Below are 24,540 nucleotides of genomic sequence, written 5' to 3'. Positions count from 1 at the left end.
ATACGGCGTCAACGCCTTATCTGGCCTGGACTCTTTTTATTTCTCTTTTCCCCGACCGTACATTCCCTGAAACAGCTGCGCCACATCGACGAAATAGTCTGTCAGATAGTTAATCACCACCTGCACCTTGAGCGGCAGCTTATCCTTTTCGGTATACAGCGCATACACCGGACGCGGATCCGACTGGTAGCGGGGGAGCAGGATCTCCACTTCGCCACGATTGATCTCATTGATCACCCACATCAGCGGTACATAGGCAATGCCCGCGCCTGCGGCCAGCCAGCGCACCAATGTCATCGGATCGTTGGTCACAAAACGTCCCTCTGGGATCAGACGGGTAGAAATCCCCTCCGGGGCAATTAATTCGAACTCATTATCCGGACGAACGCTGTATTCCAGCCACGAATGATTGCTGAGATCGGCGGGTTTCTCCGGGACACCAAACTGGGCGAGATAACTTTTTGCCGCGCAGACCACCATCGGCATAGCCCCCAGACGACGCGAAAAAAGGCTGGAGTCCTGCAGGGCACCCACGCGGATAACCACGTCCAGACCGTCGGCAATCAGGTCGGGTGCCGGTATTCCCGTCACCAGATTTACCGTCAGCCCAGGATACTCTTTGAGCATTTTTGCGGTCAGTCCGGCGAGGACATTTTGTGCCATGGTTGAAGAACAACCAATGCGCAGCGTGCCAATGGGCGTGTTGTTAAAAGCATACAGTTGCTCGTGAACATCCTGCGCTTCGTGCAGCATCCGGCGGCAGCCCTGATAATAAATTTTACCGGCTTCAGTTAGCCCAATGCTACGCGTGCTGCGGTTTAGCAGCTTGACCTGTAGCTCATCTTCCAGTTTTGAGACCGTCTGGCTTATCGATGAAACGCTCATTTGTAGCTGTCTTGCGGCGGCGGTGAAGGAGCCCAGTTCGACAACTTTGGCGAACACCGACATACGTTTTAATCGTTCCATTGTTCACTCTGGCTTAAAAGTGATTTAGATCACATAATATAGATAACAGCATAACAGTTACGTTAATATATTATTATTCAAATAACGGCTATGTCGCTCTCGCCTGGCTCATCCTTGCCCTTCTCTGCGGTGACATACGCTAGAAAATCTATCATCTGCACTCTCTTACGTTACCAAGGTCAACATGAGTCTGTTTCCCGTTATCGTGGTGTTTGGTCTGTCCTTCCCACCGATTTTTTTCGAATTACTTTTGTCACTGGCGATTTTCTGGCTGGTGCGCCGGGTGCTTGTTCCGACTGGCATCTATGATTTTGTCTGGCATCCGGCTCTGTTTAACACTGCGCTGTATTGCTGTCTGTTCTATTTAATAACGCGCCTGTTCGTTTGAGGTTGAAGTGAAAACACTAACAAGAAAACTCTCCCGCACGGCCATTACCGTGATACTGGTCATTCTGGCCTTCATCGCTATTTTCCGCGCATGGGTGTTCTACACCGAGTCGCCGTGGACGCGTGATGCGCGTTTCAGCGCCGATGTCGTCGCGATTGCGCCGGATGTTGCGGGGCTTATTACCAACGTTAACATCCATGATAACCAACTGGTGAAAAAGGATCAGATCCTGTTCACCATCGACCAGCCACGCTATAAGAAAGCCCTTGAGCAGGCCGAAGCTGACGTCGCTTATTATCAGGTTCTGGCGCAGGAAAAACGCCAGGAGGCCGGTCGTCGTAACCGACTGGGCGTGCAGGCTATGTCTCGCGAAGAGATCGACCAGTCAAACAACGTCCTGCAAACCGTATTACACCAGCTTGCAAAAGCACAAGCGACCCGCGACCTGGCAAAATTAGATCTGGAACGTACCGTTATCCGTGCGCCTGCAGACGGATGGGTGACTAACCTGAACGTCTATAGCGGTGAATTTATTACGCGCGGCTCCACGGCGGTGGCACTGGTAAAACAGCACTCATTCTATGTACTGGCGTATATGGAAGAGACCAAACTGGAAGGCGTTCGCCCAGGGTATCGCGCTGAAATCACCCCGCTTGGCAGTAATAATGTGCTGAAAGGCACCGTTGATAGCGTGGCGGCTGGCGTAACGAATGCCAGCAGCACGCGGGACGCAAAGGGTATGGCGACCATTGATTCCAATCTTGAATGGGTGCGTCTGGCGCAGCGCGTGCCGGTGCGAATTCGTCTTGATGAGCAGCAGGGAACCTTGTGGCCTGCCGGGACGACGGCGACCGTCGTCATTACCGGCAAGCAGGATCGCGATGCCAGCCAGGAATCTTTCTTCCGTAAAATGGCGCACCGCCTGCGCGAGTTTGGTTAATCGCGATGGGTATTTTCTCCATTGCCAACCAGCATATCCGCTTTGCGGTAAAACTGGCCTGCGCGATTGTACTGGCGCTGTTCGTTGGCTTTCACTTCCAGCTTGAGACCCCTCGCTGGGCGGTACTGACCGCAGCCATTGTGGCGGCAGGCCCTGCCTTTGCCGCTGGCGGAGAACCTTATTCAGGCGCTATCCGCTATCGCGGCATGTTGCGTATTGTCGGGACATTTATCGGCTGTATTGCCGCACTGATCATTATCATCAGCATGATCCGCGCCCCGCTATTGATGATCCTGGTGTGTTGTATCTGGGCCGGTTTTTGTACCTGGATCTCTTCATTGGTAAAGATCGAAAACTCCTATGCCTGGGGGCTTTCGGGTTACACGGCTCTGATTATCGTCATTACCATTCAGGCGGAGCCTCTGCTGACGCCACAATTTGCGCTTGAACGCTGCAGCGAGATTGTGATGGGGATTGTCTGCGCTATCATCGCCGACCTACTCTTTTCGCCCCGTTCAGTGAAACAGGAGATAGATGTCGAGTTAGACAGTCTTCTGGTGGCGCAATATCAGCTTATGCAACTGTGTATAAAGCATGGCGATAGCGAAGAGGTGGACAAGGCCTGGGGCGCTTTAGTTCGTCGTACGGCGGCGCTTGAAGGTATGCGTAGTAACCTGAACATGGAATCCTCACGCTGGGTGCGCGCCAATCGTAGACTCAAGGCATTGAATACTCTGTCGCTCACACTCATCACGCAGTCCTGCGAAACCTATCTTATTCAGAATACGCGACCAGAACTGATTACAGATACCTTCCGCGAGTTGTTTGATACGCCGGTTGAAACGGTGCAGGACGTACATAAACAATTGAAGCGGATGCGCCGCGTGATTGTCTGGACCGGTGAGCGTGATACGCCAGTGACGATCTATAGCTGGGCCGGTGCGGCGACGCGCTACCTGCTGTTGAAACGCGGTGTGGTCAGCAATACCAAAATTAGCGCTATTGAAGAAGAGATCCTGCAAGGCGAACCAGTGGTGAAGGTGGAATCCGCCGAACATCACCATGCGCTGGTCAACTTCTGGCGTACTACGCTGTCCTGTGTGCTGGGAACCTTATTCTGGTTGTGGACTGGCTGGACATCAGGTAGCGGCGCGATGGTCATGATAGCAGTCGTCACCTCGCTGGCCATGCGTTTGCCTAACCCCCGCATGGTGGCCATCGACTTTATCTATGGCACACTGGCAGCATTGCCGTTGGGGGCGCTCTATTTTCTGGTGATTATCCCCAATACCCAGCAAAGCATGTTGTTGCTGTGTCTGAGTCTGGCGGTGCTGGGATTCTTTCTGGGTATTGAGGTGCAGAAGCGGCGTCTGGGCTCAATGGGGGCGCTGGCGAGCACCATTAACATTATCGTGCTTGATAACCCGATGACGTTCCACTTTAGTCAGTTCCTCGACAGTGCACTGGGGCAGATTGTTGGCTGCGTATTGGCGTTTATCGTTATTCTGTTGGTGCGGGATAACTCGCGTGACAGAACAGGTCGTGTGTTGCTTAACCAGTTTGTGTCGGCAGCGGTCTCCGCAATGACCACCAATGTTGTGCGCCGTAAAGAAAACCACCTTCCGGCGTTGTATCAGCAGCTGTTTTTACTGATGAACAAATTCCCCGGCGATCTGGCAAAGTTCCGCCTGGCACTGACGATGATTATTGCTCACCAGCGTTTACGTGATGCGCCTGTACCGGTAAACGACGATTTATCGACGTTTCATCGCCAGCTTCGCCGTACCGCCGATCAAGTTATTTCTGCAGTCAATGATGACAAACGCCGACGCTACTTTGGTCAGTTGCTGGAGGAGCTTGATATCTACCAGGAAAAATTAACGCTTTGGGAAGCCCCGCCTCAGGTGACGGAGCCAGTGAAACGACTCACGGGAATGTTGCACAAATACCAGCATGCGCTGACCAGCAATTCATAACTCATCTAACCGGAAGAGGATATCTCTTCCGGTTTCAGTTTTACCGCCCCTGTAATGTCATGATAAACGCGTTCATTAATGTGGAGAGCTGTTCGTCGTACCAGTAGGCATAAAGATCGGCTGGAATAGGGTCATTCAACGGTAAGAAACGAACGCCTGGCCAGTGGATCAATCCGCAGGTTTCTGGCAGCAAAGAGAGACCAATTCCTGCGCTAACCAGCGCCAGCGCTGTTTGCGGTTCGTTAACCTGGTGGGTAATCAGAGGATAAAATCCTACCTCAACACAGCGGTCATGTACCTGACGGGCGAAATTGCTTTGATTGAATGAAAGCGAAATGATGGGGCGTTCAGCGAGCATCGCCAGTGAGACGCTTTGGTGTTGGCAGAGAGGATCGTGTTCAGGTACGGCGAGAGCAACCGCTTCGCGGGAAATCAATTGGCTACGAATATTCGTCTCGGATTGGGGCAGTACGTTCCGGCTAATCGCAATATCAATCGTCCGGGCATGCAAGGCTTCAATTTGCTGATGTTGGGAAAGCTCCTGCAAACTCCAGTTTACGTACGGCTGTTGCTTCTTAAAGTCCTTTAGACGTGTCAGCAGCGTTCCCCACAATGCGCTACCGACTATCCCAATGTTGAAATGCTGATGTTCGCTACGGCCAATCTGTCGCACATAATTGAGGGATTGATCGGTGGTACTCAGGATACGATCGACTTCCGTTTTCAATACCTGCCCGGCTCGCGTGAGAACCACTTTACGGCTGGTACGTTCAAATAGCGTCGTTTCAAGGATCTCTTCCAGTTCTTTAATCTGCATACTCAACGGCGGTTGAGAGATGTTTAACCGGGCCGCGGCCCGGCCAAAGTGCAGCTCGTCAGCGAGAACCTGAAAATAACGCAATGTTCGAAGACGAATTCGGCTATTGGCCTGGAGATCAATCATGCTGGTTACGCGTAAGAGAGGGAGAGAAACGGCATCATGCCGTCCTCCCCAAAGCTTGTCAAACCGCAGCGGATGGCGGGCGGGCGAGACGCTCGGCCTGGCTGCAGGTGACAGCGATAACCAGCGTCAGCAGTAACACACAATAGGCGACAGTTGACGTATTCACCGCCCCCTGCAGACCAAAGTGGCTGTTTACCATGGAGGAGACGCTGGCAAACAGTAGCGTGCCCACTGTGCCGCACGTCAACAAGGCGGAGATCAAGGTTGGTGAACTGCGACTCACCTGCAGTGAACCATAGCTCATCAGGCCGGAGAATAAACCGGAGTTAAAGAAACCAAACACGCCGCACGCTATCAGAATCAGCGTGGTATTGTTGCTGTTGGCAATCAGCGCAATAGAGACCAGACCAATGCTTGCGCAGATCAGCAGGAAAGTGCGCAGTTTCATCCATTTCACGGTGAACTGATTCAGGAACAGGCCAATGGCTTTCGTCACCCAATACACAGTAGTGAATAGCGCGGCATCCTGCGCCTGAAGTGTAAAACGCGATTGCAGGTAGCCCGGTGTCCACATGGTAAAAATGGGTTCAGCCAGCAGGAAAGCAAAGAGAGTAAAACAGATCAAATAGACAGAGATCCCCCAGGGTTCTGACTCTTCCGTTTTCTCGTGTTGCTGCGGCTGCGCAGCCTCTGTCGATGGGAAGCGACAACGCAGGGTAAGAGCCAACATCAACGCGCCCAGACCGCCCATAATCCCATACATCGCAATCCAACTGGCACCCAGTTTAAACATCCAGGCTAACAGTAAGGAAAGGGTTGCTCCGGCAAAGCTGAAAAAGAAATCGGTAAAAATCAGGCTGGAAGAGCGGCTCTTTTCATCGGGATTAATACGGACCACCAGATAACTGCCGATGGTCATAAACACGCCCCCGCAGGCACCAATTCCGGCCACTGCAACGCTAAACAGCGTTAAGGTTGGTTGGATAAAAAGTACTACGCTGATAATCACGGTGAGCGTTGCAGCAATAACTAATGGTTTTTTCAGCCCCCATTTTTTCATCAGAATGCCGCCAAGCATAATAGGCACAAACATTCCGATGTTCATCAGAGTAAAGACCTGCCCGATAAAGCTGGGGTCTTTATGAAAAGCGGCACAAAGTGGCCCAAGCACAATCCCCAGTGTCGACACCAGTGCGCCAACAAAGTAATAGCTCAGGTACGAAACGGCATTGAGATTTGCGCGAGAAAACTGATTGTCTGGCATAACTTTTCTCCAGACGGAGCAGGGCGACCTGTCCGTCTACGGAACCACGATCAGGCGTACTGCTTGAGGAACTGGCTGATCAAACGAATAAAATCTTCGGTTACCATGGCAGCGCATTTCAGCGTTTGTTCATGGGAAAGCTCAACATCACTGAGACCTTCAGCCATATTTGTGATGGCTGAAACGGCCAGTACTTTCAGGCCACAGTGGCGTGCAGCTATCACTTCCGGTACCACCGACATACCGACGACATCGCCGCCCATACGCTGCATCATGCGAATCTCCGCAGCCGTCTCAAAATTAGGTCCAGGATAAGAGACAAAAACCCCTTCATGAAGCGTGATACCCAACTGCTCTGCGGCACCGTGAAGCTGCTGGCGCAGTTCGCGATCGTATGCGTTAGCGAGGCTAAAGAAGCGAGGACCAAAGCGTTCATCGTTCGGCCCGACAAGTGGGGTAGATGGCATGGTGTTGATGTGATCGTTGAGGGCGACCAGACTACCTGCAGGAATATCTACGTTCAGCGAACCCGCGGCGTTGGTACAGAATAAAAATTCGCAGCCCAACAGTTTAAAGGTACGTACGGCATGGGTCATGATGCCCATTCCCAGCCCTTCATAAAAATGCCCACGTCCCTTCATGCAGATGAGGTCGATACCATAAAGCGTTCCCATCACCACTTCCCCGGCATGGCCGATTACGGTGCTGACCGGAAACCCAGGTAATTGTTGATATGAAAGCGTGGTTTTATTTTCCATGCGATCGGCAAGAGCCCCCAGACCTGACCCAAGTATCAGAGCGATACGTGGATGAAAATTGGGTTTTGCAGAACGCAGAATTTCAGCCGCTTCATACGGGGTATCGTTGACAACAGACATGGACATATCGACTCCAGAGACTATTCAGTTGCATGCATTTTGTGGAGGCTTCAATTACAAATCCAATATGATAAATGCGGTTATTGATATGATTTTTATATTGAAAAAATCAGATAAATATCGGATCTATTATTTTTCAGAAAGTTATGGCCAACCTGTTTCATACTGTTTCCGAAACGCAGTCATAGGATTGCACAAAAATGTGATGTATCTCTCTTTGTCTAAACGATGAACAGTTCATTCCTGACGTATTACGCACACTGAGGCAGGGCTATACTTAAGACGAGTATTTAGCTGGGGGTGGTAAACGATGCCTGGACCGCAGGAACATAAAATTTTGCTGGCGGGATAGGGGAAACAGGTTGAGGAAGACCCTGCATATCGGTGGTCTGTGGAGTAACTGGCGTCGGGATGGTGGCTATAGATGAATATCTATACGTTTGATTTTGACGAGATTGAAAATCAGAGTGATTTCTACCGTGAGTTTGCACGTACATTCGGTCTGGCCCGGGAAAAGGTGGTTGATTTAGATTCTTTGTGGGAGGTTGTGGTTGGGGAAATCTTGCCTTTACCTCTGGAAATCGAATTTGTTCATTTACCGGATAAGTTACGCAGGCGATATGGCGCGCTGATTTTACTGTTCGATGAAGCAGAAGAAGAGCTCGAAGGACAGTTACGCTTTAACGTTCGTCACTCAAAACAGGTATAAAAAAGCCCCCGGCAGGCGGGGGCAAGTCGTCGGACTAGACGACGAGGGTTTATTTGTACAATTCTGCGGTTGCATGCCAGTGAGCACCTTCACGGAGTTCAGTGACACGATAGCTGCTGGCGCCCGCTTTTTCTGCTTTGGCGGCGATTGCCTGACGCATATCCATTGGTGAGCTACCGATCTGAGATACAGAGATGGTACCCATGGATTGCAGATTCTGTGCTTCTTGCGAGTTCACCTGATTAACAGCGGCGCTTGCACCGAAAGAGAGAACTGAGAGAAGGCTTAAAGTTGCAACAGTGGTTTTGATTTTCATGATACTTACCTCGTCGAATTCTTTTACTAGGGGTCTTTGTTTCGTGACCCTCATCACAAAATCAAGTATACACTAATCACGCGATAAATTAATACCACGCTAATTGTTTCTATGGTAATCAAGTGTTAAAAAAATTATTTTTTATAACTATATGGAATTAAAAATACAGGTTAGAACTTATTTTTGAAAATAAAATCAATAAATTCATGAGGATATGATATTTTGCAAATTGTGCGTTTTTGATTGGGATCATTCACTGTGTGAATGTATTTTGGCGGTGAAACGCACTATTTGTTAAATGTTCGGTAGTGGAAAGTTGAGAAGGGGAGCAGAAAAGAGAGATTTTTCCCCGCCACAGGGCGTGACGGGGAAGGGGATTACAGTTCTTGTTCAAACAGTTCCAGAATGGCTTCGTACAGGTCTTTGACCGTAAAACCTTTGGCCGGTGTGGTGAAGATGGTATCGTCACCAGCAATCGTTCCAAGAATACCTTCTGCTTTACCCAGTGAATCCAGCAGGCGGGCAATTAGCTGCGCAGCGCCTGGGCTGGTATGAATAACGACAACGGCATCGTTGTAGTCGATATCCAGCACCAGATTTTTCAACGGGCTTGACGTTGTCGGGACTCCCAGCTCTGCAGGCAGACAGTACACCATTTCCATTTTCGCATTGCGGGTACGCACGGCACCAAACTTGGTCAGCATGCGTGAAACCTTGGACTGGTTGATATTATCAAAGCCCTGATCCTGCAACGCGAGGACGATTTCGCCCTGAGAGCTGAATTTTTCTTCTTTAAGCAGCGCTTTAAACGCCTTTACTAATTCTTCTTGTTTTGCCGAGCTTCGCATAAGTCACCCGTAATATGGCGGTAGAAACAACATTATTGTGCATACAGATGAATTTTTATGCAAACGGTCTGCCTCGTTCAAGGCTGAAATAATGTTATGAAAGAGCGGAATTTTATCAAATTTCGTTATCAAGAAACATGCCTGTGTCACGGCTCGCAAATAAGATTAAAAGTAAATTAAATGTTATCAAATTGATGTTGTTTTGAGAGGGCTGTAGGGTATATTGTCAGCACCTGTTGGAAAGTTGCTCTACTGTGCGAGTGGTTTTGAATTACGTAACTTAGGTTTTATTTTACGTAAGTTAAATGCATAAAAGCCAAATTTGCGTGACTACGCATTCTTGACGCGTGGTTATTGAATTCGTTGGATTTGTGAATTAAGGTCGCCGCCGCGGAGCAATAGACATTTTGCTTATCAATATAATAAGGAGTTTAGGATGAAAGTTGCAGTCCTCGGCGCTGCTGGTGGTATCGGTCAGGCGCTAGCATTACTGTTAAAAACCCAACTGCCTTCAGGTTCAGAACTCTCCCTGTACGACATCGCTCCAGTAACGCCTGGTGTGGCCGTTGATTTGAGCCATATCCCTACTGCTGTGAAAATCAAAGGCTTCAGCGGTGAAGATGCGACCCCTGCACTGGAAGGTGCTGACGTGGTGCTGATTTCTGCGGGTGTTGCACGTAAACCAGGTATGGACCGTTCTGACCTGTTTAACGTGAATGCTGGCATCGTGAAGAATCTGGTGCAGCAGGTTGCTACAACTTGCCCGAAAGCGTGTATCGGTATCATCACTAACCCAGTGAACACGACCGTTGCTATTGCTGCTGAAGTGCTGAAAAAAGCAGGCGTATACGATAAGAACAAACTGTTTGGCGTAACTACGCTGGACATCATCCGCTCCAACACCTTTGTGGCGGAACTGAAAGGCAAGCAGCCTGGCGACGTTGAAGTCCCGGTTATCGGTGGACACTCTGGTGTGACCATTCTGCCGCTGCTGTCACAAATCCCTGGTGTAAGCTTCACTGAACAAGAAGCGGCCGACCTGACCAAACGTATCCAGAACGCGGGTACTGAAGTTGTGGAAGCAAAAGCCGGTGGCGGGTCTGCAACCCTGTCTATGGGTCAGGCTGCAGCACGTTTCGGTCTGTCACTGGTTCGCGCGCTGAGCGGCGAAAAAGGTGTGGTGGAATGTGCTTACGTTGAAGGCGATGGCCAGTATGCTCGCTTCTTCTCTCAGCCGCTGCTGCTGGGCAAAAATGGCGTAGAAGAACGTCAGTCCATCGGTAAACTGAGCGCGTTCGAACAAAGCTCGCTGGAAGGCATGCTGGATACGCTGAAGAAAGATATCACGCTGGGCGAAGAGTTCGTTAAATAACTCTTTTCGGTAGGCCTGATAAGACGTTTTGCGTCGCCATCAGGCATACAGATGCCGGATGCGGTGTAAACACCTTATCCGGCCTACAAGCCCATCGAAATGTTAAAAAAACCGGATGATTTCCGGTTTTTTTATATCCGCGTTAGTTCGTCGCCGGATATTCCTGAATCGTGACCTGCAGCGTCAACTGCTTGTCATCGCGCATCACGACCACGGAGATAACCGAACCGGGGCGAATCTCAGCGACCTGATCCATGGTCTCCAGCGCTGATACTGCCGGTTTATTATTTACCGAAATGATGAGGTCGTTGACCTGAATTCCGGCCTGGGCCGCCGGGCCATCCGGTGCCACTTCGTTCACGACAATCCCCTGAATTTGATCCATGCCGCTACCTTGTGCATGCAGCGGTGCAATTTCACGCCCGCTGATGCCGATGTAGCCACGAATAACGCGCCCGTCGCGGATCAGCTTATCCATGATTTTCGTCGCCAACTGAAACGGAATGGCAAAGCCAATCCCTTCCGGCGTTTCACCATCATTGCTTTTATCAAACGACAGTGTGTTAATCCCCATCAACTCACCCAGAGAGTTAACCAGCGCACCGCCAGAGTTACCATGGTTAATGGAGGCATCCGTTTGCAGGAAGTTTTGCCGGCCCGTTGGGTTCAGGCCAATACGCCCCGTGGCGCTGATGATCCCCTGAGTGATGGTTTGCCCAAGGTTGTACGGGTTACCAATGGCAAGCACGACATCACCAATATGCGGTACACGTTTGTTATTAATCGGGATCGTCGGCAGCCCGCCTGCTGCGTTGATTTTCAGCACCGCAAGGTCGGTTAAGGTATCGGAGCCAACAAGCAGCGCTTCAAAGACACGCCCATCCTGCAATGCGACGATGATTTGGTCGGCGTCATTAATGACATGCTTGTTGGTAATGATATAGCCGCGCTGATCCATGATCACGCCTGAACCGAGCGTGCGGATCTCAAGCTGGTTATGCGTCGTGCTGTTCATACTGCGGTTGTACACGTTGACCACGGCAGGCGCAGCACGGCGAACTGCCGGGTTATAGCTGGCAGGTGTTTCATCTGTGCTGTCGAACTGTGGTGCGGTAAGCGTATTAATTTTGCGCAGAGAGGGCATCGCGGCCAGCAGAATGGCGCCGACGATTAAACCAATCGCGACCGAACGTAAAAGCTTCACAAACATGATGGCGGCGTCATTAAAAAAGGGAACGGCAGCAGCATATCACGAGTTTACCGGACATCACACGGGGGGCTGATGTCCGGTTGTCCAGGTTAACGCAAAAGCAGGTAAATACTCTCGTTTCCACGAACGACCTGCAGAGCAATGATTGACGGTTTCGTTTCCAGCACTTTACGCATTTCGGCAATCGAGTTCACCCGATCGCGGTTAACGGCGATGATGACGTCATCTTTATGCAGGCCGGCCTGTGCGGCTGGGCTAATTTTTTCAACGTTATCAATTCGAATACCTTTGGCACCGTCTTTTAGCTGCCCGTCGCTGAGCGTGGCCCCTTGCAACGCCGGTGCAATCATTTCCGCACTGGCGGAAGATGATGTACTGGTATCCAGCGTCACTTCAACTTCCAGTGGTTTACCGTTACGCAGCAGGCCCAGTTTGACTTTGGTCCCCGGTTCGGTTGTCGCAATACGTGAACGCAGTTCGGCGAAACTACTGAGCGGTTTGCCGTTAAGACTGGTAATAACATCACCGGATTTCACGCCCGCTTTTGCGGAACCTGAGTTAGGCAGAACTTCGCTGACAAACGCGCCACGTTGTACATCCAGTTTGAATGCTTTAGCGATGTCAGCGGTCATTTCAGTACCTTTAATACCCAGCAGGCCGCGTTTGATTTCGCCAAACTGCATTAACTGCTGCGCCAGCGTACGCGCCATGTTACTGGGGATAGCAAAGCCGATCCCAATGCTGCCGCCGCCAGGCGCCAGAATGGCGGTATTGATACCAATCAGCTCACCGTTGAGGTTGAGCAACGCACCGCCGGAGTTACCGCGGTTAATAGACGCATCGGTCTGAATAAAGTTTTCCAGACCCTCCAGGTTCAACCCGCTACGACCCAAAGCCGATACGATGCCGGAGGTGGCAGTTTGCCCCAAACCAAACGGGTTACCTACGGCTACCGCGAAATCACCCACGCGGAGTTTGTCGGAGTCGGCAATGGCAATTTGCGTCAGGTTGCTGGGATGTTGAATTTGCAGCAGAGCGATGTCGCTCTGATCGTCGCTGCCGATAAGCTTAGCGTCGAACTCGCGGCCATCGTTCAGCTGAACGCTAATTTTCTGTGCCTGATTAATAACGTGGTTGTTGGTCAGAACATAGCCTTTGGCAGCGTCAATAATGACCCCGGACCCTAACCCTTCAAAAGGTTGGGAAGGTTGATCGGGCAGTTCATCACCAAAAAACTTTTTGAACTCTTCCGGGACTTTCTGCCCCTGAGTGGCGGTACCTTCGACTCTCACGCTAACCACGGCTGGTAACACTTTTTCCAGCATCGGGGCGAGGCTGGGAAGCGCTGCCTGTCCGGGGACCTGGCCGGGAATCGACGCAACGGCCTGGAATGGCGCCGAGAGAGTTAACCCGACACTTAACGCTAATGCACTCAACAGCTGGGTTTGTTTTTTCATGGATCCTGCTCTCGTACCTTGAGTAAACGGAAGATGATTCAAAACAGTTTGATGTTATTGAATTTTCGGTTTGGTCACAATGAGGCTAACGACTAAATAATAGCTGGGACGGGAAGAGAAGCGGAGGGCGCAATTGCTGCGCCCCATAAATTTCTTAACGATGTGCAGTTAGTCGCGCTTTGCGCCACTACGCAGCAGGCCGGAAGCCCCTTCGGAATAGTCACGCGGCATCTGAACCGGCGCCTGATCGTTACCCGCTTCAGACTCAGCCAGACGATTGCGGAATGGGTTGTTTTCCGCTGACATACCCGGCAGCAGGTTGCTGGAACTTTTCGCCATATGCTGGTAGATCTGACGATAATCGTCCGCCATGTTATCCAGCAATTCAGCGCTGCGGGCAAAGTGGCTCACCAGCTCTTCGCGGTACTCTTCCAGTTCAGCTTTGTTCTTTTCCAGTTCGTACTGTAATGCCTGCTGTTGGCGTAATTTACGATTACCAAAACGCATGGCTACAGCACCAATAATGATACCGACGACTAACCCAATTAGCGCATATTCCCAGGTCATGAACATCTCCCGTTGTCTTTTGTTTCCGTAGGGTGTTGGCTTTAGGCTCCATGCCTGCGCCTGATTATGCCACTATAACCGCTAATCCCGTAGAAGTGGAATCCCGTGTTTATATCACGTAATGTAGAACGGCCTTTTTTTCGTCAACCGTGAGCGACGGCACATCGATTCTCAAGGAATAACAATAACATCATGCAAAGCCTTTCCCCGACATCGCGATACCTGCAGGCCCTTAACGACGGCAGCCATCAACCCGACAACGTACAACAAGAAGCGGTGAATCGACTGGAAACGATTTACCAGGAGCTCACGACGATTACGCCTCCAGCGGCGCAGGAGAGTGGACTGATGGCCCGCTTTGGTAAATTGCTGGGTAAGCGTGAGCCGAAGGAAAACACGCTGGTGCGTGGTCTGTATATGTGGGGGGGCGTAGGGCGTGGAAAAACCTGGCTGATGGATCTGTTCTACCATAGCCTGCCGGGCGGACGTAAACAGCGTTTGCACTTTCACCGTTTTATGCTGCGCGTCCATGAAGAGCTTACCGCCCTGCAGGGGCAGAGCGATCCGCTGGAAATCATTGCCGACCGTTTTAAGGCCGAAACGGACGTGCTGTGCTTTGACGAGTTTTTTGTTTCTGACATCACCGATGCCATGCTGCTCGGCGGTCTGATGAAGGCGCTGTTTGCCCGTGGCATTACGCTGGTCGCGACCTCCAATATTCCGCCAGATGAACTGTATCGTAACGGTTTGCAACGTACGCGCTTCCTTCCCGCTATCGAAGCCATTAAACAGTATTGCGACATCATGAACGTGGACGCCGGCGTTGACTACCGGTTACGTACGTTAACTCAGGCACACTTATGGCTGTCCCCGCTTAATGATGAAACGCAGCGGCAGATGGATAAGCTCTGGGTGGCCTTGGCGGGCGCGAAAGGTGATCACGCGCCGACGCTGGAGATTAACCACCGCCCGATGCAGACGCTGGCCGTTGAGAACCAGACGCTGGCGGTATCGTTCACCACGCTCTGCGTCGATGCCCGCAGTCAGCACGATTACATCGCCTTGTCGCGCCTGTTCCACACGGTGCTGCTGTCTGATGTACCGGTCATGACGACGCTGATGGAGAGTGAGGCACGACGCTTTATCGCGCTGGTGGATGAGTTCTACGAACGCCACGTTAAGTTGGTGGTCAGCGCCGCAGCGCCTTTATATGAAATCTACCAGGGCGAGCGCCTGAAGTTTGAATTCCAGCGTTGTTTGTCGCGTTTGCAGGAGATGCAAAGCGAGGAGTATCTGAAGCGGGAACATTTAGCTGGTTAAACCTGCCGCAAATCACATAAAGGGGTCGATCTTTGACCCTGACTTCTCTATAATCTTGCGACCCCACGTTACGAGAGAGTTTTTTTCCCAAAACTTTCTATGCGCCGGCATAGGCTATTCGAAGGGGTAGGTTTGCTGGACAATGTCGTGTGAACCTCAACTGACAAAACGTTTGGGTGTTCACCAACGTGTAACTTATTTATTTGGGTAAGCTTTTAATGAAAACTTTTACAGCTAAACCAGAAACCGTAAAACGCGACTGGTATGTTGTTGACGCGACCGGTAAAACTCTGGGCCGTCTGGCTTCCGAACTGGCTCTGCGCCTGCGCGGTAAGCACAAAGCGGAATACACTCCGCACGTAGATACCGGTGATTACATCATCGTTCTGAACGCTGACAAAGTTGCTGTAACCGGCAACAAGCGTACTGACAAAGTGTACTATCACCACACCGGCCACATCGGTGGTATCAAACAAGCGACCTTTGAAGAGATGATTGCTCGCCGTCCTGAGCGTGTGCTTGAAATCGCGGTTAAAGGCATGCTGCCAAAAGGCCCGCTGGGTCGTGCTATGTTCCGTAAACTGAAAGTTTACGCTGGCAACGAGCACAACCACGCGGCACAGCAACCGCAAGTTCTTGACATCTAATCGGGATTATAGGCAATGGCTGAAAATCAATACTACGGCACTGGTCGCCGCAAAAGTTCCGCAGCTCGCGTTTTCATCAAACCGGGTAGCGGTAAAATCGTAATCAACCAACGTTCTCTGGAACAGTACTTCGGTCGTGAAACTGCCCGCATGGTAGTTCGTCAGCCGCTGGAACTGGTCGACATGGTTGAGAAACTGGATCTGTACATCACTGTTAAAGGTGGTGGTATCTCTGGTCAGGCTGGTGCGATCCGTCACGGTATCACCCGCGCTCTGATGGAGTACGACGAGTCCCTGCGTGGCGAACTGCGTAAAGCTGGCTTCGTTACCCGTGATGCTCGTCAGGTTGAACGTAAGAAAGTCGGTCTGCGTAAAGCACGTCGTCGTCCTCAGTTCTCCAAACGTTAATTGTACTCTGCTCCGGCAGACGACAATTTGCGAAAAAACCCGCTTCGGCGGGTTTTTTTATGGTTATTTTCTCCGCGTAGAACCACGGTAATCCGCTGATTGCCACCTCTTTTTCCCCATTTCCAGAATCGACTCACCACAAAGGTCACAAAATCTGGTAAACTATCATCCAATTTTCTGCCCAAATGTCCGGTATCGCTCATTTTTTGTTTGTATTTTGAACAGTAATGGCTTTCCCGAATCTGGGTGACATCACTTCTGGCTGGTCACATAGTGGCTGGTAGCAGTAAAAATTCTGAATATACCTGGAGGTTTTCATGGCTGTCGCTGCCAACAAACGTTCGGTAATGACGCTGTTTTCTGGTCCTACTGACATCTATAGCCATCAGGTCCGCATCGTGCTGGCTGAAAAAGGTGTTAGTTTCGAGATTGAGCACGTGGAAAAGGACAATCCACCGCAGGATCTGATCGACCTCAACCCGAATCAGAGCGTCCCGACACTGGTGGATCGTGAGCTGACCCTGTGGGAATCTCGCATCATTATGGAATACCTGGATGAGCGTTTCCCGCATCCTCCGCTGATGCCGGTTTACCCGGTTGCGCGTGGTGAGAGCCGCCTGTACATGCAGCGTATTGAAAAAGACTGGTACACGCTGATGAACGTCATCGTGAACGGTTCCGCATCTGAAGCCGATGTTGCACGTAAACGTCTGCGTGAAGAGCTGCTGGCAATTGCCCCAGTCTTTGGTCAAAAACCGTATTTCCTGAGCGATGAGTTCAGCCTGGTCGATTGCTACCTGGCGCCGCTGCTGTGGCGTTTACCGCAGCTGGGTATTGAATTCAACGGTGCAGGTTCGAAAGAACTGAAAGGGTATATGACCCGCGTCTTTGAACGTGACTCTTTCCTGGCTTCTCTGACTGAGCCTGAACGTGAAATGCGTCTGGGCCGGGGTTAACCTGTATGGATTTGCCACAGTTAACGCCACGCCGTCCGTATCTGCTGCGCGCATTCTATGAGTGGTTGCTAGACAACCAGCTCACGCCGCACCTGGTGGTGGATGTGACGCTCCAGGACGTGCAGGTTCCGATGGAATATGCACGTGACGGGCAAATTGTTTTGAATATTGCGCCGCGTGCCGTGGGCAATCTGGAACTGGCAAACGACGAAGTGCGCTTTAACGCGCGCTTTGGCGGCGTGCCGCGCAACGTTTCCGTACCACTGGCGGCGGTACTCGCGATCTATGCCCGTGAAAATGGCGCAGGAACGATGTTTGAACCTGAAGCGGCCTATGACGAAGATGTCGACAGCCTCAATGATGACGATGTCGCGCCTGAGAGCGAAAACGAAACGGTGATGTCGGTGATTGATGGCGATAAACCGGATAATCACGATGACGATCCTGACGACACACCGCCGCCTCCTCGCGGTGGGCGTCCGGCGCTACGCGTAGTGAAATAATCAAACAGGCCCTTGCGGGCCTGTTTTGCATTCTGCGTCAGATATCAATAAAACAGCGCGATAGTGGCAATCATATTGACCACAAATCCTATCGCCATTGGGATGGCTGTCCGTTTTACTACCTCAAAAGGCGACACGCCAGCAATACCGGATGTCACGACAATCACAGCGGTAATCGGTGAAACCGCACGTGCCAGCGTGGTGGCGAAGTGCATCGGCATAATCATCACAACCGCAGGAATATGCAGCCCCGCAGCAATATCCGGGATCAGACTGGCGAATGACATAAACGGTGCATTCCCGGATCCCATCACAATTGCGCAGGCGGCGATAACCACGGCCATAATGATCATCACACCGATACCGCCAAGCCCGGAGTGTTCCGCACCTTTAATCACCGCATCGACGGTGCCGATAGTGGTTAAACCCTTGGCAAAGATCTCACCGGCCACCACCAGTGTGACGACGTTGGCAAACTGTGTTCCCATGCCGTCAAAAAACGCCTGCACATCATCCATAGTCTCACGCAGATTATGTTTATGAAGAAACTCCACAAACATGGTCAGCGACAAACTCATTAGCATCACCACCACCAGATTCAACTCTGCCTGCATTAATCCCATATGCGCCAGCAACAGCGAGCCCAACATCAGGAGCAGCGGCATCACCGGTAAAATGGCGTAATAGAGTGGCGGCACATTTTCCAGCGTCTTTTGTTCATTGAAGCCTGTGCTGTCTGGTTGTGTTTTTTGATCAAACCGGCGTTGAACGAAAAAGTGTGCGATGGCGACGGCGATGATGACGCAGGATGCAACAGGAAGTTGGTAGTGGAAGAAATAAGTGGCTATTTTCATCCCCGCAACCTGTGCGGCGAAAATTGAGTTAGTTTCCAGAATGCCCCATTCAATCGACATCGAAGTGGCAATGACCGCTACCGCGGATAAACGGCTCACGCCCAAGCTGACCAGCGTTGGGAAGAGCGTAACCATCAGCAGCATGCCCAATCCGGAAGCACTGGTGATGAACTGTGCCATGATTTGACCAATTACATACGTCGCGGCAAGCACAATATAGGGTGAGTGGATGTGCTTAAGTGGGCGGCTCAACAGGCTGACCATTGCCCGGCTGGCTCCCATTCTGTCCATATAGCGCGCATAACCGCCCACCGCCATGATGGATAACCCCAGTCCGGCCGCCCGGTTTGAAAGCATACGAAGAATTTCATTATAAATATCGACCAGCAGATAACCGCTGCTTTTGTCGCTGGCGACCAGTGCGCCGTACCCCAACCAGACGCCGCAGATCATCAGGAAGATCCCGGCTGCTGCCAGTACTACCTGTGGTTTGTAGTTTTTGAGGATCAGGTAACCCATCGTTAATAAAACGATGACAGAGATAATAATGCCGAACATTTTTTCACTCCATGCCAGAGAAGAAGATAAATCCGGTAATAACGCTGTTTTAAATGCGGATGTTATATTTTTTCTGGCATGTGTTTTGGAGTGGATATCGTGTTTTTATAATCGAGGTTTGGTTATTTTTCGTTTTAAAATAGTGGCTTATGATTTATTTTAAAGATGATATTCGCAGATTTCATAAAGTTAGTTTTATCCCATGGTAATAAAAAACTGTCCGCTCAATCATTCATATTTAAATATATGAATTTTATATATCATCGGTATGAGCATATCCCCCACAGACCACCATTTCACCCTGCTTTCGATCCTGTGTTACGATGAACTCGCTGTTATTTGTCACCACGACTTAGCTGAATGGACCCTATGAACGCATTTGATTCGCAAGCTGAAGACTCTCCATCCACCATTGGCCGTAGCTTACGCAGCCGCCCGCTGGCGCGTAAAAAACTGTCTGAAATGGTTGAGGAAGAACTTGAACAGATGATTCGCCGTCGGGAATTTGGCGAAGGGGAACAGTTGCCGTCAGAGCGAGAACTGATGGCTTTTTTCAATGTTGGCCGTCCTTCTGTACGAGAAGCGCTGGCGGCGTTAAAGCGTAAAGGTCTGGTGCAAATTAACAACGGTGAACGCGCCCGCGTTTCACGTCCTTCGGCCGATACGATTATCAGCGAACTGTCCGGCATGGCGAAAGATTTCCTCTCACATCCTGGTGGTATTTCCCATTTTGAGCAGCTGCGATTGTTCTTTGAGTCCAGCCTGGTGCGTTATGCCGCAGAGCATGCCACTGACGAGCAAATCGACAGGCTGGCGAAAGCGCTGGAGATCAACAGTCAGTCGCTGGAAGACAATGCGCTCTTCATCCGTTCAGATGTTGACTTCCACCGTGTGCTGGCAGAGATCCCGGGCAACCCCATCTTTATGGCGATCCATGTTGCGCTGTTAGACTGGTTAATAGCTGCCCGTCCGGCCGTCGCCGATCAAGAATTGTATGAGCACAATAACGTGAGTTATCAGCAGCATATCGCTATTGTCGACGCGATTCGCCAGCGCGATCCTGAAGAAGCAGACCGCGCACTGCAAGAACATCTCAATAGCGTTTCCGCAACCTGGCACGCCTTCAGCAAAAGTAAAAAATTGCGTAAGTAATCGCGATCCTGACGATCTTTTAGTGAAGCAGATCGCACTATAAACGTTCTGTATTGTATTGCTGCTTATTTGATCTGGTATAACAGGTATAAAGGTATGCAGTCAGACAACACTAATCATCTTCAGAGGTCGTTATGGCAAGAAATTTAAAAGGCGTAATGCCAGCGTTATTAACTCCATTCGATAACCAGCAGAAACTGGACACCGAGAGCTTGCGCCGTCTGGTGCGTTTCAACATTGGGCAGGGCGTTGATGGGCTCTATGTCGGTGGCTCAACGGGTGAGGCCTTTGTCCAAAACCGCGCTGAAAGAGAACAGGTGCTGGAAGTTGTTGCTGAAGAAGCGAAAGGTAAAGTGACCTTAATTGCCCACGTTGGCACGGTGAGCACTGAAGAGAGCCAGCAGCTGGCGAGCGCTGCGCATCGCTACGGATTTGATGCGGTTTCGGCCGTCACGCCGTTTTACTATCCGTTCAGCTTTGAAGAGCACTGCGATCACTACCGCGCAATTATTGATTCCGCCGATGGCTTACCGATGGTGGTCTATAACATCCCGGCACTGAGCGGCGTAAAACTGACGCTGGATCAGATCAACACGCTGGTGACGTTGCCGGGCGTTGGCGCGCTGAAGCAAACCTCAGGCGATCTCTATCAAATGGAACAGATCCGCCGCGCTCACCCCGATCTGGTGCTTTACAACGGCTATGACGAGATCTTCGCTTCTGGGTTGCTGGCCGGTGCGGATGGTGGGATTGGCAGTACTTACAACATCATGGGATGGCGTTATCAGGGAATTGTGAAAGCGCTCAAAGAAGGCGATATCCGGGCTGCACAAAAGCTGCAAACCGAGTGCAATGAGGTTATCGATCTGCTCATCAAGGTTGGCGTATTCCGCGGTCTGAAAACGGTACTGCACTATATGGATGTGGTTTCTGTACCGTTGTGCCGTAAACCGTTCGCTCCGGTAGATGAACAATATTTGCCAGAACTGAAAGCGCTGGCGAACCAACTGCTGGCGGAAAAAGCGTAACCGCGGGTAGCCGGGGGCGCTTTGCTTGCCCGGCCTGGATTTTTCGACCGTAGGCCGGAAAAGGCGAAGCCGCCATCCGGCTCAACAACAAAGATCGTCGGGAGAGTAAAATGAGTACTTCTACCCAGAGCATCCCGTGGTATCGCCATCTCAATCGGGCACAATGGCGGGCATTTTCTGCCGCCTGGTTGGGGTATCTGCTTGATGGTTTTGATTTTGTGTTAATCGCCCTTGTGCTGACCGAAGTACAAGGCGAATTCGGACTGACGACGGTGCAGGCGGCCAGTTTGATCTCCGCCGCCTTTATCTCCCGCTGGTTTGGCGGGTTAATGCTGGGGGCGATGGGTGACCGTTACGGACGTCGCCTGGCGATGGTCACCAGCATCATTCTGTTCTCAGTGGGGACGCTGGCCTGTGGCTTCGCGCCAGGCTACACCACCATGTTTATCGCCCGCCTGGTAATCGGTATGGGAATGGCAGGTGAGTACGGTTCCAGCGCGACTTATGTTATTGAAAGCTGGCCTAAACACCTGCGAAATAAAGCCAGCGGCTTCCTGATTTCCGGCTTCTCCGTTGGCGCGGTGATCGCTGCGCAGGTCTACAGCCTGGTGGTTCCGGTCTGGGGATGGCGTGCGCTGTTCTTCATCGGCATTCTGCCGATTATCTTTGCCCTCTGGCTGCGTAAAAATATTCCGGAGGCAGAGGACTGGAAAGAAAAACACGCAGGTAAAGCGCCAGTGCGCACTATGGTGGATATTCTCTACCGGGGCGAGCATCGGGTAATTAATATTCTGATGACGATCGCCGCTGCAACCGCGCTGTGGTTCTGCTTTGCTGGCGACCTGCAAAATGCGGCTATCGTGGTGGTCCTCGGCCTGATATGTGCGTTTATTTTCATTAGCTTTATGGTGCAAAGCAGCGGTAAACGTTGGCCGACGGGTGTGATGCTGATGGTTGTCGTGCTGTTCGCATTTCTCTACTCGTGGCCGATTCAGGCGCTGCTGCCAACGTATTTGAAAACTGAACTGATGTATGACCCTTCAACGGTTGCCAGGGTCCTGTTCTTTAGCGGCTTTGGTGCGGCGGTTGGCTGCTGCGTCGGTGGTTTCCTTGGCGACTGGCTGGGTACCCGCAAGGCTTATGTGTGCAGTCTGCTGGCCTCGCAGTTGCTGATTATCCCTGTGTTTGCGATTGGCGGGGCCAACGTCTGGGTTCTGGGTTTGCTACTGTTTTTCCAGCAAATGCTTGGGCAGGGGATCTCCGGGATCTTACCAAAACTTATTGGTGGTTATTTCGATACCGACCAGCGTGCGGCGGGCCTGGGCTTCACCTATAACGTGGGGGCACTTGGTGGGGCACTGGCACCGATCATCGGCGCGCTGATTGCCCAACGTCTGGATCTGGGCACCGCGCTGGGATCGCTCTCTTTCGGTCTGACATTTGTGGTGATCCTGCTGATTGGCCTTGATATGCCGTCTCGTGTACAGCGCTGGCTGCGGCCTGAAGCACTACGTACACATGATGCCATTGATGGTAAACCGTTTAGTGGAGCCGTGCCGTTTGGCGGCGATAAAAGCACCATGGTGAAATCAAAAAGTTAATCCGCTTGCCCGGCGTTGAGCCGGGCAAGATTCGAAAGGGAAGATGTATGTCGTTACTTGAGCTACTGGATAAAAAGATTGCCGCTGATGGCGGACTGATTGTCTCCTGCCAGCCCGTTCCTGACAGCCCGCTGGATAAACCTGAAATTGTCGCCGCCATGGCGCTGGCAGCCGAGCAGGCTGGTGCGGTGGCGCTGCGTATTGAAGGCGTGGAAAACCTGCAGGCGACCCGGGCGGTCGTTTCGCTGCCAATTATAGGTATTCTGAAACGCGATCTTGCTAACTCCCCTGTACGCATCACTGCATTTTTAGATGATGTCGATGCGTTGGCGCAGGCGGGAGCTGACATTATAGCGATTGATGGTACAGACCGCGTGCGTCCTGTTCCCGTCGCCGCACTGTTGGCACGAATTCATCAACATCACTGTCTGGCCATGGCCGACTGTTCGTCGCTGGAAGACGGCCTGGCCTGCCAGCAACTCGGCGCGGAAATTATTGGTACGACGCTGTCGGGTTATACGACACCAGAAACACCAGATGAGCCGGATCTGGCGCTGGTGAAAGCGTTACGTGATGCCGGGTGTCGGGTGATTGCCGAAGGACGTTATAACACGCCAGCACAAGCAGCTGAAGCCATGCGCCACGGGGCCTGGGCGGTGACAGTGGGTTCTGCTATTACCCGACTGGAACACATTTGCCAGTGGTACACCACGGCGATGAAAAAGGCCGCGCTATGACCACCCTGGCGATTGATATCGGCGGTACTAAACTGGCCGCTGCACTGGTTGATGGTCGCCTGCAAATGCGTGACCGTCACGAACTTCCGACACCCGCCAGCAAAACACCACAAGCGCTGCGAGCTGCTCTGGAAGCGCTGATTGAGCCGTTGCTGGCACAGGCTCAGCGCGTGGCGATTGCCTCAACCGGCATCATCCGTGAGGGCGCGCTCCTGGCACTGAATCCATTAAATCTGGGGGGATTGATGCATTTCCCGCTGGTGCAAACGCTGGAGTCATTCACCGGTCTACCGACGTTGGCGGTGAATGACGCACAGGCCGCTGCGTGGGCTGAATATCATGCACTTGGCGGGAAATACCACGATATGGCGTTTATTACTGTATCGACCGGTGTTGGTGGCGGCGTGGTTAGCAACGGAAAGTTGTTAACCGGAGCCGGGGGGCTGGCGGGGCATGTAGGTCATACACTGGCGGACCCGTATGGTCCGCAATGTGGTTGTGGACGAGTGGGGTGCGTGGAGGCTATCGCTTCTGGCCGTGGGATTGCAGCGGCAGCCGAAGGTTCACTTGCTGGATGTGATGCAAAAACTATTTTTAGCCGGGCCAGACAAGGGGATGAACAGGCGTGTCAATTGATTCAGCGATCGGCATGCACGTTGGCACGTCTGATTGCCGATGTGAAGGCGACAACCGACTGCCAGTGCGTTGTTATTGGCGGAAGCGTCGGGTTGGCTGAAGGTTATCTGGCGCAGGTGAAAGCCTGGCTGGCACAGGAACCCGCGACTTATCACGTGAAATTACTGGCGGCACATTACCGTCATGACGCTGGACTACTGGGGGCCGCGCTGTTGGCCCAGGGAGAATGATGATGATGTCAGGGGATTTACAGTCTCAGCTTTCTGCTGGATTGCATCCGGTATTGCAGCAGGCATTAACGCATGC

Annotated in this window: 25 protein-coding genes and 1 pseudogene; 16 read left to right on the top strand and 10 right to left on the bottom strand. The window is 51.6% G+C overall.

The genetic code is table 11. The features are described from left to right. Positions 1 to 36: 36 nt before the first annotated feature. Positions 37 to 966 (bottom strand): HTH-type transcriptional activator AaeR, encoded by a 930-nt coding sequence (aaeR, locus tag JTI85_RS19875; protein ID WP_038634351.1) that lies wholly within the window; start codon positions 964 to 966, stop codon positions 37 to 39. Positions 967 to 1,150: 184 nt separating this feature from the next. Between aaeR and aaeX the strand changes: the two genes are divergently transcribed. From aaeX to aaeB, 3 genes are read left to right on the top strand one after another with little or no spacing between them, the layout of a single operon-like run. Then, the gene (aaeX, locus tag JTI85_RS19870; RefSeq protein WP_003025177.1) at positions 1,151 to 1,354 is read left to right on the top strand and encodes a p-hydroxybenzoic acid efflux pump operon protein AaeX; all 204 of its coding nucleotides are present in this window, start codon (positions 1,151 to 1,153) and stop codon (positions 1,352 to 1,354) included. Positions 1,355 to 1,361: 7 nt separating this feature from the next. After that, positions 1,362 to 2,294: a p-hydroxybenzoic acid efflux pump subunit AaeA gene (gene aaeA / locus JTI85_RS19865; protein ID WP_003025174.1), complete on the top strand. Its 933-nt coding sequence runs from the start codon at positions 1,362 to 1,364 to the stop codon at positions 2,292 to 2,294. Positions 2,295 to 2,299: 5 nt separating this feature from the next. Beyond that, positions 2,300 to 4,270 (top strand): p-hydroxybenzoic acid efflux pump subunit AaeB, encoded by a 1,971-nt coding sequence (aaeB, locus tag JTI85_RS19860; RefSeq protein ID WP_115642777.1) that lies wholly within the window; start codon positions 2,300 to 2,302, stop codon positions 4,268 to 4,270. A gap of 40 nt (positions 4,271 to 4,310) precedes the next feature. Here the strand turns inward: aaeB and JTI85_RS19855 are convergent, their stop codons facing one another. The 3 genes from JTI85_RS19855 to xapA are packed head-to-tail and all read right to left on the bottom strand — an operon-like array spanning position 4,311 to position 7,361. Continuing rightward, entirely contained in the window at positions 4,311 to 5,213 is a 903-nt protein-coding gene (locus JTI85_RS19855; protein WP_048213452.1) for a LysR family transcriptional regulator, read from the bottom strand. A 58-nt stretch (positions 5,214 to 5,271) separates the two neighbouring features. Then, a complete protein-coding gene (gene tsgA, locus JTI85_RS19850; protein ID WP_061068701.1) occupies positions 5,272 to 6,477 on the bottom strand; it encodes an MFS transporter TsgA in 1,206 nt (401 codons plus the stop codon). 50 nt (positions 6,478 to 6,527) lie between these two features. After that, complete coding sequence (gene xapA / locus JTI85_RS19845) at positions 6,528 to 7,361, bottom strand: xanthosine phosphorylase (RefSeq protein ID WP_048213450.1); 834 nt, start codon at positions 7,359 to 7,361, stop codon at positions 6,528 to 6,530. 418 nt (positions 7,362 to 7,779) lie between these two features. Here xapA and JTI85_RS19840 point away from each other — a divergent pair, with 418 nt between their 5' ends. Then, the gene (locus JTI85_RS19840; protein WP_048213449.1) at positions 7,780 to 8,064 is read left to right on the top strand and encodes a hypothetical protein; all 285 of its coding nucleotides are present in this window, start codon (positions 7,780 to 7,782) and stop codon (positions 8,062 to 8,064) included. 49 nt (positions 8,065 to 8,113) lie between these two features. On the opposite strand, the gene yhcN is transcribed toward JTI85_RS19840, so the two are convergent. Both yhcN and argR read right to left on the bottom strand, forming a co-directional pair. Further along, entirely contained in the window at positions 8,114 to 8,380 is a 267-nt protein-coding gene (gene yhcN, locus JTI85_RS19835; protein ID WP_005121357.1) for a peroxide/acid stress response protein YhcN, read from the bottom strand. Positions 8,381 to 8,757: 377 nt separating this feature from the next. Then, positions 8,758 to 9,228 (bottom strand): transcriptional regulator ArgR, encoded by a 471-nt coding sequence (gene argR, locus JTI85_RS19830; RefSeq protein WP_003025162.1) that lies wholly within the window; start codon positions 9,226 to 9,228, stop codon positions 8,758 to 8,760. Between the two features lie 436 nt (positions 9,229 to 9,664). Here argR and mdh point away from each other — a divergent pair, with 436 nt between their 5' ends. Beyond that, positions 9,665 to 10,600 carry a malate dehydrogenase gene (mdh, locus tag JTI85_RS19825; RefSeq protein WP_040234161.1) on the top strand — a complete coding sequence of 312 codons (936 nt, stop codon included), beginning with the start codon at positions 9,665 to 9,667 and terminating at the stop codon, positions 10,598 to 10,600. 142 nt (positions 10,601 to 10,742) lie between these two features. Here the strand turns inward: mdh and degS are convergent, their stop codons facing one another. The 3 genes from degS to zapG all read right to left on the bottom strand — a co-directional run bounded on the left by degS (position 10,743) and on the right by zapG (position 13,834). Then, entirely contained in the window at positions 10,743 to 11,810 is a 1,068-nt protein-coding gene (gene degS / locus JTI85_RS19820) for an outer membrane-stress sensor serine endopeptidase DegS (RefSeq protein ID WP_005121354.1), read from the bottom strand. Positions 11,811 to 11,899: 89 nt separating this feature from the next. Next, positions 11,900 to 13,267: a serine endoprotease DegQ gene (degQ, locus tag JTI85_RS19815; RefSeq protein WP_219351939.1), complete on the bottom strand. Its 1,368-nt coding sequence runs from the start codon at positions 13,265 to 13,267 to the stop codon at positions 11,900 to 11,902. Positions 13,268 to 13,435: 168 nt separating this feature from the next. Beyond that, positions 13,436 to 13,834 (bottom strand): Z-ring associated protein ZapG, encoded by a 399-nt coding sequence (zapG, locus tag JTI85_RS19810; protein WP_048213446.1) that lies wholly within the window; start codon positions 13,832 to 13,834, stop codon positions 13,436 to 13,438. 192 nt (positions 13,835 to 14,026) lie between these two features. Here zapG and zapE point away from each other — a divergent pair, with 192 nt between their 5' ends. From zapE to sspB, 5 genes are all read left to right on the top strand, one after another. After that, positions 14,027 to 15,154, top strand: coding sequence for a cell division protein ZapE (gene zapE, locus JTI85_RS19805; RefSeq protein ID WP_219351938.1), 1,128 nt, complete (start codon positions 14,027 to 14,029; stop codon positions 15,152 to 15,154). A gap of 218 nt (positions 15,155 to 15,372) precedes the next feature. Further along, entirely contained in the window at positions 15,373 to 15,801 is a 429-nt protein-coding gene (gene rplM / locus JTI85_RS19800) for a 50S ribosomal protein L13 (protein ID WP_003025141.1), read from the top strand. A 15-nt stretch (positions 15,802 to 15,816) separates the two neighbouring features. Next, the gene (gene rpsI / locus JTI85_RS19795; protein WP_003025138.1) at positions 15,817 to 16,209 is read left to right on the top strand and encodes a 30S ribosomal protein S9; all 393 of its coding nucleotides are present in this window, start codon (positions 15,817 to 15,819) and stop codon (positions 16,207 to 16,209) included. A gap of 317 nt (positions 16,210 to 16,526) precedes the next feature. Then, a complete protein-coding gene (gene sspA, locus JTI85_RS19790) occupies positions 16,527 to 17,165 on the top strand; it encodes a stringent starvation protein SspA (protein ID WP_048213444.1) in 639 nt (212 codons plus the stop codon). Between the two features lie 5 nt (positions 17,166 to 17,170). Further along, on the top strand, positions 17,171 to 17,668 hold the full coding sequence (gene sspB / locus JTI85_RS19785; RefSeq protein WP_048213443.1) for a ClpXP protease specificity-enhancing factor: 498 nt from the start codon (positions 17,171 to 17,173) through the stop codon (positions 17,666 to 17,668). A gap of 44 nt (positions 17,669 to 17,712) precedes the next feature. On the opposite strand, the gene dcuC is transcribed toward sspB, so the two are convergent. Then, positions 17,713 to 19,080, bottom strand: a complete 1,368-nt coding sequence (dcuC, locus tag JTI85_RS19780; protein WP_137346603.1) for an anaerobic C4-dicarboxylate transporter DcuC — start codon at positions 19,078 to 19,080, stop codon at positions 17,713 to 17,715. 360 nt (positions 19,081 to 19,440) lie between these two features. On the opposite strand from dcuC, the gene nanR reads away from it, so the two are divergent. The 6 genes and pseudogenes from nanR to JTI85_RS21630 all read left to right on the top strand — a co-directional run. Next, positions 19,441 to 20,232: a transcriptional regulator NanR gene (gene nanR, locus JTI85_RS19775; protein ID WP_048213441.1), complete on the top strand. Its 792-nt coding sequence runs from the start codon at positions 19,441 to 19,443 to the stop codon at positions 20,230 to 20,232. Between the two features lie 134 nt (positions 20,233 to 20,366). After that, positions 20,367 to 21,260: an N-acetylneuraminate lyase gene (nanA, locus tag JTI85_RS19770; RefSeq protein WP_137376846.1), complete on the top strand. Its 894-nt coding sequence runs from the start codon at positions 20,367 to 20,369 to the stop codon at positions 21,258 to 21,260. Between the two features lie 110 nt (positions 21,261 to 21,370). After that, positions 21,371 to 22,861: a sialic acid transporter NanT gene (gene nanT, locus JTI85_RS19765; RefSeq protein ID WP_219351937.1), complete on the top strand. Its 1,491-nt coding sequence runs from the start codon at positions 21,371 to 21,373 to the stop codon at positions 22,859 to 22,861. A gap of 47 nt (positions 22,862 to 22,908) precedes the next feature. Further along, the gene (locus JTI85_RS19760; RefSeq protein ID WP_061068695.1) at positions 22,909 to 23,598 is read left to right on the top strand and encodes an N-acetylmannosamine-6-phosphate 2-epimerase; all 690 of its coding nucleotides are present in this window, start codon (positions 22,909 to 22,911) and stop codon (positions 23,596 to 23,598) included. Further along, positions 23,595 to 24,464: an N-acetylmannosamine kinase gene (gene nanK, locus JTI85_RS19755; protein ID WP_115601390.1), complete on the top strand. Its 870-nt coding sequence runs from the start codon at positions 23,595 to 23,597 to the stop codon at positions 24,462 to 24,464. The genes JTI85_RS19760 and nanK overlap by 4 nt, the downstream gene beginning before the upstream one ends. A gap of 2 nt (positions 24,465 to 24,466) precedes the next feature. Then, a pseudogene (locus JTI85_RS21630) lies at positions 24,467 to 24,540 on the top strand (YhcH/YjgK/YiaL family protein); the annotation flags it as partial.

It is taken from the genome of Citrobacter sp. Colony219 (assembly GCF_019382635.1).
In the GTDB taxonomy this organism is placed as follows: domain Bacteria; phylum Pseudomonadota; class Gammaproteobacteria; order Enterobacterales; family Enterobacteriaceae; genus Citrobacter; species Citrobacter youngae.
Note: the sequence above shows the minus strand (reverse complement) of the source record. Positions and strands in the feature narration are given on the sequence as shown.

What these genes read in the sequence shown, in the direction of transcription:
- zapE (WP_219351938.1), top strand. Translation starts at nt 14,027, where the DNA reads ATGCAAAGCCTTTCCCCGACATCGCGATACCTGCAGGCCCTTAACGAC.
- mdh (WP_040234161.1), top strand. Translation starts at nt 9,665, where the DNA reads ATGAAAGTTGCAGTCCTCGGCGCTGCTGGTGGTATCGGTCAGGCGCTA.
- dcuC (WP_137346603.1), bottom strand. Translation starts at nt 19,080, where the DNA reads ATGTTCGGCATTATTATCTCTGTCATCGTTTTATTAACGATGGGTTAC.
- xapA (WP_048213450.1), bottom strand. Translation starts at nt 7,361, where the DNA reads ATGTCCATGTCTGTTGTCAACGATACCCCGTATGAAGCGGCTGAAATT.
- argR (WP_003025162.1), bottom strand. Translation starts at nt 9,228, where the DNA reads ATGCGAAGCTCGGCAAAACAAGAAGAATTAGTAAAGGCGTTTAAAGCG.
- aaeR (WP_038634351.1), bottom strand. Translation starts at nt 966, where the DNA reads ATGGAACGATTAAAACGTATGTCGGTGTTCGCCAAAGTTGTCGAACTG.
- sspA (WP_048213444.1), top strand. Translation starts at nt 16,527, where the DNA reads ATGGCTGTCGCTGCCAACAAACGTTCGGTAATGACGCTGTTTTCTGGT.
- nanK (WP_115601390.1), top strand. Translation starts at nt 23,595, where the DNA reads ATGACCACCCTGGCGATTGATATCGGCGGTACTAAACTGGCCGCTGCA.
- JTI85_RS19840 (WP_048213449.1), top strand. Translation starts at nt 7,780, where the DNA reads ATGAATATCTATACGTTTGATTTTGACGAGATTGAAAATCAGAGTGAT.
- rpsI (WP_003025138.1), top strand. Translation starts at nt 15,817, where the DNA reads ATGGCTGAAAATCAATACTACGGCACTGGTCGCCGCAAAAGTTCCGCA.
- nanR (WP_048213441.1), top strand. Translation starts at nt 19,441, where the DNA reads ATGGACCCTATGAACGCATTTGATTCGCAAGCTGAAGACTCTCCATCC.
- zapG (WP_048213446.1), bottom strand. Translation starts at nt 13,834, where the DNA reads ATGACCTGGGAATATGCGCTAATTGGGTTAGTCGTCGGTATCATTATT.
- rplM (WP_003025141.1), top strand. Translation starts at nt 15,373, where the DNA reads ATGAAAACTTTTACAGCTAAACCAGAAACCGTAAAACGCGACTGGTAT.
- JTI85_RS19760 (WP_061068695.1), top strand. Translation starts at nt 22,909, where the DNA reads ATGTCGTTACTTGAGCTACTGGATAAAAAGATTGCCGCTGATGGCGGA.
- tsgA (WP_061068701.1), bottom strand. Translation starts at nt 6,477, where the DNA reads ATGCCAGACAATCAGTTTTCTCGCGCAAATCTCAATGCCGTTTCGTAC.
- yhcN (WP_005121357.1), bottom strand. Translation starts at nt 8,380, where the DNA reads ATGAAAATCAAAACCACTGTTGCAACTTTAAGCCTTCTCTCAGTTCTC.
- JTI85_RS19855 (WP_048213452.1), bottom strand. Translation starts at nt 5,213, where the DNA reads ATGATTGATCTCCAGGCCAATAGCCGAATTCGTCTTCGAACATTGCGT.
- aaeB (WP_115642777.1), top strand. Translation starts at nt 2,300, where the DNA reads ATGGGTATTTTCTCCATTGCCAACCAGCATATCCGCTTTGCGGTAAAA.
- nanT (WP_219351937.1), top strand. Translation starts at nt 21,371, where the DNA reads ATGAGTACTTCTACCCAGAGCATCCCGTGGTATCGCCATCTCAATCGG.
- nanA (WP_137376846.1), top strand. Translation starts at nt 20,367, where the DNA reads ATGGCAAGAAATTTAAAAGGCGTAATGCCAGCGTTATTAACTCCATTC.
- sspB (WP_048213443.1), top strand. Translation starts at nt 17,171, where the DNA reads ATGGATTTGCCACAGTTAACGCCACGCCGTCCGTATCTGCTGCGCGCA.
- aaeX (WP_003025177.1), top strand. Translation starts at nt 1,151, where the DNA reads ATGAGTCTGTTTCCCGTTATCGTGGTGTTTGGTCTGTCCTTCCCACCG.
- degQ (WP_219351939.1), bottom strand. Translation starts at nt 13,267, where the DNA reads ATGAAAAAACAAACCCAGCTGTTGAGTGCATTAGCGTTAAGTGTCGGG.
- degS (WP_005121354.1), bottom strand. Translation starts at nt 11,810, where the DNA reads ATGTTTGTGAAGCTTTTACGTTCGGTCGCGATTGGTTTAATCGTCGGC.